The sequence below is a fragment of the Levilactobacillus suantsaiihabitans genome (assembly GCF_004745505.1).
In the GTDB taxonomy this organism is placed as follows: Bacteria; Bacillota; Bacilli; order Lactobacillales; family Lactobacillaceae; genus Levilactobacillus; species Levilactobacillus suantsaiihabitans.
On record NZ_RKLX01000010.1, the window covers coordinates 106,726 to 114,851 of the forward strand.

The window sequence follows — 8,126 nt, forward strand, 5'->3', positions numbered from 1 at the left end:
GTCGTCAATGTAGCTACCACCTGGGTTTAAAGTGACTGTTATTGAGACGCATCACCGTAGCCGGGAGTTCGCCAAATATGGGTTCAGCCGTGGGAGTTTGCTTAGTGGCGCGATTCATGCCACTTAGCAAACTGGCGTCTTTGAGACGTGTCTTCCGGCTCAAAGCGAGGCGTCGAGACCGCCTTTTGGCTCGACCCGTCCGCCCCAGCGTTCCAACCCATATTTGGCGAACGGAAGGCGGCCAGTTCGCATTGCGAGGCTGTAACCGACTATTTTTGACGGTATGAGTCGCATGCTAACAGTAATTCCAGCTGATTTCCGTCTTTCAACCTTCAGGCTCAATCTAAGTCAACGACCTAAGCCATGTACTCAAAGGTGAAGTCATCGATCTTAACCAGGTCGCCGTTCTTAGCGCCGTGTTCACGCAGACTGTCGTCGACGCCCATGCCGCGCATTTGACGGGCAAAGCGTAAGAGACTTTCGTCGTGGTTGATGTCGGTCATCTGGAAGAGTTTCTCCAGCTTGGCCCCACTCAAGATCCACGTGCCATCCGCGTCTTGATCGATGGTGAATTCGGCCTCTGGCTTGAACGTGTATTCCGCCGTCGTGGCCACTTCTGGCTGCTTGACTGGGAATTGTGGCGTTTCGGCCAAGATATCCGCGGTCCGACCCAGCAAGGGCGTCAAACCGTCGTGCGTCAAGGCAGACACGGCAAAGATTTCTGGCGTTGTCGCCAAGAGTTGGTCTTTCTTCAGGTCTTCCTTGAATTGCGCCAGGTTGTCGGCGGCATCCGGCATGTCCATCTTGTTGGCCACCACGATTTGCGGCCGCTTCAAAATGTCTGGATCGTAGGTCTTGAGCTCTTCGTTGATCTTCTCAAAGTCCTCGTAAGGGTTCCGCCCTTCCAAGCCACTCATGTCGATCAAATGTAAGATGACCCGCGTCCGTTCCACGTGCCGCAGGAATTGGAAACCTAATCCCACACCGTTGGCGGCCCCTTCGATCAGCCCGGGAAGATCGGCCATCACAAAGTCACGGCCGTCCGGCAAGCGGACCATCCCCAGGTTCGGGACCAACGTGGTAAAGTGGTATTCCGCAATCTTAGGCTTGGCACTGGTGACCGTGGACAACAGCGTCGACTTTCCTACTGACGGAAAGCCCACCAAACCGACATCGGCCAGGACCTTCAACTCAAGTTGAACTTCGAATTCCTGACCCGGTTCCCCATTTTCAGCGATTTCGGGCGCCGGATTCTTGGGTGAGGCAAAGTGGATATTGCCCCGGCCACCACGACCACCCTTGGCGATCACGGCAGAGTCGTCGCTGGCGACCAAATCAGCCATGACGGCGCCCGTTTCCGAATTGATGACCGTGGTGCCTTGAGGAACCTTGATGATGGTATCCTCGGCCCCGCGACCGGTCATGGACTTGATGGCGCCGTTGCCCCCGTTTTTCGCCTTGAATTTCCGGGAATACCGGAAGTCCATCAGCGTCCGTAAGCCTTCGTCGACTTGGAAGATGATGTTGCCACCACGACCACCGTCACCGCCGGCTGGACCCCCGTTGGGCACGAATTTTTCCCGACGGAAGGCCACCATGCCATTCCCGCCGTTACCGGCCTTCACGTTAATTTTAACTTGATCTACAAACATAATTTTATTCCTCGTTTTCTAAACCAGCGTGTGCTGCTTTCTCAGTGTGACTCCTGCTAGCCAGTATACCGGCAAACGGCCGCCACGTCAAAGATTGGTTGGCGTTCGGGGACTTTTTATTTCCGCCGTTTCCGCAGCCAGCGTCACGTGGATGGTTTGCGCCACGGTCTGACTGATGCCGAGTTTGCGCAGATCATCGACATCCGCTTCACCGATCTTCTTGGTCGAGCCGAACTTACGCAAGAGCTTGTTGCGCGTCTTAGGGCCAACCCCCGGGATCCGATCCAACCGTGAACTCAGTGAGTGCTTGGTGTGGACCTGCCGGTGGAAGGTGATGGCGAACCGGTGGACCTCATCTTGGATCCGTTGAACCAGGTAGAAGCCCTGGCTCTTGGGATCGAGGTGCACGTGATGGTCGTCGGGACCAAACAACAGGTCCGCCGTCTTATGGTGGTCATTTTTGACCATCCCCGCGACGGGAATATGCAGGTCAAATTCGTCGGCTAAGACCTCCTTGACGGCATTCATCTGAATGTCGCCCCCATCCATCAAAATTAGATCAGGCATGGCCGCATGCTCCTTTAAGAGCCGCCCATACCGCCGGCGAATGACCTCCAGTGTGCTGGCCGTTTCATCCGCGTGATCGACCGTCCGTAATTTGTATTTCCGATACAACTTCTTATTGGGTTGACCATCAACGAAGACGACCATTGCCGAAACCAGGTCCGCCCCTTGAATGTGGGAGTGGTCAAAGGCTTCGATCTTGTGACCGGGCGCAATCCCCAACGCGTCCGTGATCTCCTTCATGGCCCCAGTGGTCTTACTTTCATCCAGCTCCAGTAGCCGAAATTTCTCGTCTAAGACCAGTTTGGCGTTCTTGCCGGCCATCTCTAGCAGATCGCGTTTGGTCCCCCGCTGCGGCGTTCTAACGGGCACTTTCAGCAGTTCTTCGATCACCTCATGGTCGATGCTGGCAGGCACCAGGATTTCCCGCGGCAAGACCGTGTTCTTACGTTGATAGAATTGAACAATGAAGCTGGCCAATTCCTCTTCGGCCGAGTTGATGACCGGGAAGAGCCGCTTTTCACGCTTCATCAACCGCGCCTGGCGAATGAAGAAGACTTGGATCGACAGCCACCCCTTGTCCAGATAAAAGTTAAAGATGTCGCGGGGCGTGTGGTCGTTAGAAATGATCTTTTGCTTTTCCACGGTCGCTTCGATGTAGCGAATCTGATCGCGCAATTCGGCGGCCCGTTCGTACTCCATCTTGCCGGCCGCCGCAGCCATCCGCTCGCTGAGTTCCTTTTTGGCGTGCGCCACGTTGCCATTTAAAAAGGATTTGATCTTGCGAATCTGATGGTCGTAATCGGCCTCGGGCACCTCTTTGAAACACGCTCCGAGGCACTGGCCCATGTGGTAATACAGACACGGCCGTCCCTGATAGCCGGTACACCGGCGTAGCGGGTAGACCTTTTGTAAGAAGTGCATAGTCTCTTCGGCCGCATACACGTTAGGATATGGCCCGAAGTAGTAGGCCCCGTCCTTGCGAATGTCACTGACCAACAAGAGCTGGGGGTCGCGTTCGTGGGTGATCTTGATGTACGGGTACCCGGTCCCCCGCTTGAGCTTGATATTGAAGTACGGCTGATGCTTTTGAATCAGCGTGATTTCCAGTAAGAAGGCCTCTTTGTCGGTCGAGGTGATGATCGTTTCAAAGTCAACGATCTCACTGACCAACTGGGCGGTTTTTCCGGTATGGCTACTCTTAAAGTAAGAACGCACCCGGTTCTTTAAGTTCTTAGCCTTGCCCACGTAAATGATTTGACTGTTGATATTTTTCATCAGGTAACAGCCGGGAAGGCCCGGCAGTAACGCTAATTTATGTTCCAAATATTCCGACGCCAAGGAAGATCCCTCCCGTTTTTAATCGAATCGATAAGCCTTTAAAGTATAGGCCGAATGTCTGTTTGGTGCAAGCAAAACCCCCTGGCCGCTAGAAAAATGACAAATCGGTCTAATTCTGCTATGATTACTGAAAAAGCAAGGAGGTGGTTCGCTTTGGCATTAAAGGTTAAACGTCAAGACGACCTGGATTCCATGTTCGGTAAATTTGCCCAAATGGACCCAACTGATGTGAAGCGCGATAAATTTTTGAAGCGCGACGATGAACACAAGAACGACAAGAAGGGTAAGGGCTTGATCAAGGATGACCAGATCAAGCACGAGCAAAAACACGAACACGACTAGGTTGTGAAAAGGACTCCCACGGGCATTCTGCCGGTGGGAGTCCTTTTTTATTGTTTACAAATGATTACCCCATACTGGGTGAACGATCAGGCGGCTCATTTCTCGTCGCCATCAGGGCTAGTGATTCGGTTGGTACCCATGTGGATAGCGGGCATTCAGGCGTTTGATGTTGTCTTGAGCGACTTCATCAAAGTCGATGTCGGCCCACTGGGAAATTTGGCTGAGGTACCAGAGCACGTCGCCCATTTCCTTGACGATGGCGTCGTGATCCATGTCCTTGCCGTGGAAGGTGTAGTTCTTCACCAAGTCCACGACCTGGCCCGTTTCACCCGCTAACCCCAACGCACAGTTGGTCAACACTTGTTCGTTGCCGTACAGCGTCCGGTTGGCGGCCTTTTGATATTCATTAAATTCCACGTCTATTCCTCCCCAAAGGCTTGTTGCTCGATCCAGTTCCAAACGGCATCCTTACCGATCTTCTTGGGTGCTGAGAACATGATGATGTTGTCCGTATTTGGCAGGTCCAGCGTCTTTTTGATCCGGCTGACGGCCTGATTCCATTTACCATGGGCGATCTTATCGCTCTTAGTCGCCACAATCAGCGTTGGCAGGCCGTAGTAGGCTAACCACTGGTACATCTGGACATCATCTTCGGTTGGGGCGTGGCGAGCGTCTACCAGGGAAACAACGCCCTTTAACTGGTCGCGTTGCGTCAGGTAGGTCTCGATCATCGTCCCCCACTTTTCACGCTCCGTTTTGGAGACCTTCGCGTACCCATAACCGGGCACGTCCACAAAGTAGAGCTGATCCTCCACGTTGTAAAAGTTTAGCGTTTGCGTTTTACCGGGTTGGCTCGACGTGCGGGCGTAGGAATTCCGGTTGATCAGGACGTTCGTTAGCGAGGATTTACCCACGTTAGAACGACCCACCAAGGCAATTTCTGGGTACCCCGTGGTCGGGTACTGCACGGGGTCGACCGCGCTCATGACAAGTTCTACATGATTGACTTCCATTAGTTAGTCCATCCTCTCCAAAATATCTTTCACCATTCTAACACACAACGACCCGAAAAATGGGAGAAACCTGGCGGGATTTTTCCCAGCATTTGACCAAAGCCCGGCCCCGCCAACGTTTGTCTTCCCATAAAAAAAGTGGCCGAAGATTTCTCCTCGGTCACTTCAACGCTCCTAAATTAAGAAGCCTTTTGATCCTTCAAAACTAATTCTGGTTCGGCATGATTCGTCACCGTATCCGCCGTGATGATGACCTTGGCCACGTCGTTGCGACTTGGCAGGTCAAACATGATGTCGCGCATGACGTCTTCGATGATGGACCGCAAGCCCCGGGCCCCGGTGTTGCGAGCGATGGCTAACTTAGCCATTTCGCGTAACGCGGCTGGCTGGAACTGCAGGTCAACATTGTCCAACGACAAGAGCTTTTCGTATTGCTTGACCAAAGCGTTCTTGGGTTCGGTCAAGATCCGGACCAAGTCGTTTTCGTCCAGCTTTTCCAGTGCCGTCAAGATTGGCAGCCGGCCGATGAATTCGGGGATCAACCCGAATTGCAGCAGGTCTTCTGGAATAACGTGTTGCATCAGGCTATCACCTGAAGCCAAGACGTTTTGTTCCTTGGTATCCGCGCCAAAACCGATCGTTTGGTCACCCAAACGCCGCTTGACGATGCCGTCGATACCGTCAAAGGCCCCACCCACGATAAAGAGGATGTTGGTGGTGTCGATCTGAATGAATTCTTGTTGGGGATGCTTCCGACCACCCTGAGGCGGCACGTTGGCGATGGTCCCTTCCAAGATCTTCAGTAAGGCCTGTTGGACCCCTTCACCAGAAACATCTCGCGTGATGGAGACGTTTTCGGACTTCTTGGCGATCTTATCGATTTCATCGATGTAGATGATCCCCTTTTCCGCGCGGTCAACGTCGTAATCGGCGTTTTGCAGCAGCTTCAACAGGATGTTTTCCACGTCTTCACCCACGTAGCCGGCTTCCGTCAGCGTCGTGGCATCGGCAATGGCAAATGGCACGTTCAAGATCTTCGCCAGGCTTTGGGCCAGGTAAGTCTTCCCGGAACCAGTGGGTCCAATCACCGCAATGTTACTCTTTTGCAGTTCAGGGCCTTCATCGTCAGCCTGCGCCATTTCATTGACCCGCTTGTAGTGGTTGTATACCGCTACAGACAAGGTGCGCTTGGCTTCCGTTTGGCCAATGACGTATTGGTCAAGCGTTTTGACAATGTCAGCTGGCGTTGGCACAGTTAACGTTTCTTGTGCAGCGTCTTGGCTGAATTCTTCGTCGATGATTTCTTTACAAAGGTCGATACATTCGTTACAGATGTAAACACCTGGGCCAGCAACGATCTTCTGCACTTGGTCTTGTGATTTCCCACAAAACGAGCAGACTACTGGGCCATTGGTTTCGTCGGTGTTTTCAAACAATAAACTCACCCTTTCTCTCCAGGCTTAAGCCTTAACTAAATGATTCTTTGATTACTGGGTTCCCCGTCAATCGTGTACTATACCACAGTTGCCGGCCGCTGAAAATCAATTCGCCTCGTCAGCCTGGAAATAACAGAAAACCGGGACAACATCGCCTGTCATCCCGGTCAAGTCGCCGACTAATCAATTATTAGTCTTCGGCATCCTTCTTCTTGTCTTGCTTGGCGGAGTCGGCAATCAAGTCAACGGCACTCTTGATGGCGATATCATGCTTCAGCATGTCATCGGAAAGGGCACTGCGAACGGCACTTTCTTCCATCCCGTATTGTGCAGCTAAGTCCTTGACTTCAGCAGCAACTTCGTCTTCGGAAGGTTCGATCTTTTCGGCTTCAACAACCGCTTCAAGAACCAAGTTGGTCTTGACCCGCTTGTCAGCACCGTCAGTGAATTGCTTCCGTAAGTCGTCTTGCGTCGTGCCAGTCAATTGGAAGTACATCTTAGGTTCGATACCTTGTTGTTGCATGTTAGCCAGGTATTGATCCATTTGCCGGTCGATATCATCCTTCAGCATAGCTTCTGGGATGTCACCGATTTCGGCGTTATCAACGGCTTCGCTGATAGCTTCGTCTTCAATGGCTTCGTGAGCGGCATTCGTCTTTTGTTCCTTCAGACGATCCTTAGTCTTGGCTTGTAATTCTTCTAAGCTGTCAACATCTTCGTCAACGTCCTTAGCGAATTCGTCGTCCAATTCAGGCAATTGCTTTTCCTTAACTTCGTGGATGGTAACCTTAAAAGTGGCTTCCTTGTCACGTAAGTCTTCGGCTTGGTAATCCTTAGGGAAAGTGACCTTAACGTCCACGTTTTCGCCAGCCTTGTGACCAACTAATTGGTCTTCGAAGCCAGGAATGAAGGAGTTAGAGCCCAATTCCAAGGAGTAGTTGTCAGCCTTACCACCGTCGAATTGCTTGCCATCAACGTAACCGTCAAAGTCGATCACAACAGTATCGCCCTTAGCAGCGGCTTCGTCTTCCTTCAAGACTAATTCGGCTTGTTGTTGACGTTGCTTTTCTAATTCAGCGTCAATGTCCTTTTGGTAAACCCGCGTGTTTTGCTTCGTAACACTCAAGTTCTTGTATTCGCCCAACTTAACTTCTGGCTTAACGGTCACAACGGCCTTTAAAACCCAAGCCTTACCCTTGTCCATGGATTCAACATCCACTTGGGGTTGGTCGACAGGTTCGATGCCTGCTTCTTTAATGGCAGCATCATAAGCTTCTGGCAAGACGATGTTTAAAGCGTCTTGGTACAAAGCTTCTTCACCATACATTTGGTTAAAGATTTGACGTGGTACCCGGCCCTTACGGAAACCTGGAACCGCTAAATTCTTCTTGGTGCGTTGGAATGCTTTATCTAAGCCTTCCTTGATCTTATCAGGAGCAATTTCAAAGGTTAATTCGCCTTGATTAGCTTCCTTTTTTTCCCACTTTGCAGCCATTAATTTTCCCTCCGAAATGAAAAGATATTACTATTTACAATTCTAGCAATTGCATACTGTATTAGTGTACCTTATGCTACCCAAATTGTAAAATGATTTTTGCTGAAACACCGTGAATGGCGCGGATTCTTTGCAATATTTTCCGAGAAAAATCACAAATTGAAAAGGTTCTATGATATTTGGTGTTGATGGAGAACTCCATCGACGCCATTTTTGTATAAAAAAGAGGCATATCACCTCTGTGCTACAATCAAGTCGTCGAAACCAATTGAAAGCGAGGAAA

The 8,126-nt window shown here is 51.2% G+C and carries 7 protein-coding genes; 1 reads left to right on the forward strand and 6 read right to left on the reverse strand.

Annotated elements, in window-relative coordinates; all coding sequences use genetic code 11:
• Positions 1-356: 356 nt before the first annotated feature.
• Positions 357-1,652 carry a GTPase ObgE gene (gene obgE / locus EGT51_RS07535; RefSeq protein WP_135368110.1) on the reverse strand — a complete coding sequence of 432 codons (1,296 nt, stop codon included), beginning with the start codon at positions 1,650-1,652 and terminating at the stop codon, positions 357-359.
• Positions 1,653-1,739: 87 nt separating this feature from the next.
• Positions 1,740-3,557 carry an excinuclease ABC subunit UvrC gene (gene uvrC / locus EGT51_RS07540; protein ID WP_135368111.1) on the reverse strand — a complete coding sequence of 606 codons (1,818 nt, stop codon included), beginning with the start codon at positions 3,555-3,557 and terminating at the stop codon, positions 1,740-1,742.
• Positions 3,558-3,710: 153 nt separating this feature from the next.
• Here uvrC and EGT51_RS07545 point away from each other — a divergent pair, with 153 nt between their 5' ends.
• Positions 3,711-3,899: an SPJ_0845 family protein gene (locus EGT51_RS07545; RefSeq protein WP_135368112.1), complete on the forward strand. Its 189-nt coding sequence runs from the start codon at positions 3,711-3,713 to the stop codon at positions 3,897-3,899.
• A gap of 117 nt (positions 3,900-4,016) precedes the next feature.
• Here EGT51_RS07545 and EGT51_RS07550 read toward each other — a convergent pair whose 3' ends face one another.
• From EGT51_RS07550 to tig, 4 genes are all read right to left on the reverse strand, one after another.
• The gene (locus EGT51_RS07550) at positions 4,017-4,316 is read right to left on the reverse strand and encodes a nucleoside triphosphate pyrophosphohydrolase family protein (protein WP_125577228.1); all 300 of its coding nucleotides are present in this window, start codon (positions 4,314-4,316) and stop codon (positions 4,017-4,019) included.
• A gap of 2 nt (positions 4,317-4,318) precedes the next feature.
• On the reverse strand, positions 4,319-4,912 hold the full coding sequence (gene yihA / locus EGT51_RS07555) for a ribosome biogenesis GTP-binding protein YihA/YsxC (RefSeq protein WP_135368113.1): 594 nt from the start codon (positions 4,910-4,912) through the stop codon (positions 4,319-4,321).
• 179 nt (positions 4,913-5,091) lie between these two features.
• The gene (clpX, locus tag EGT51_RS07560; RefSeq protein WP_135368116.1) at positions 5,092-6,348 is read right to left on the reverse strand and encodes an ATP-dependent Clp protease ATP-binding subunit ClpX; all 1,257 of its coding nucleotides are present in this window, start codon (positions 6,346-6,348) and stop codon (positions 5,092-5,094) included.
• A gap of 190 nt (positions 6,349-6,538) precedes the next feature.
• Positions 6,539-7,843 (reverse strand): trigger factor, encoded by a 1,305-nt coding sequence (gene tig, locus EGT51_RS07565; RefSeq protein ID WP_135368114.1) that lies wholly within the window; start codon positions 7,841-7,843, stop codon positions 6,539-6,541.
• Positions 7,844-8,126: the final 283 nt, after the last annotated feature.

Coding starts and splice junctions, on each gene's coding strand:
- obgE (WP_135368110.1), bottom strand. CDS start 1,652: ATGTTTGTAGATCAAGTTAAAATTAACGTGAAGGCCGGTAACGGCGGG.
- yihA (WP_135368113.1), bottom strand. CDS start 4,912: ATGGAAGTCAATCATGTAGAACTTGTCATGAGCGCGGTCGACCCCGTG.
- tig (WP_135368114.1), bottom strand. CDS start 7,843: ATGGCTGCAAAGTGGGAAAAAAAGGAAGCTAATCAAGGCGAATTAACC.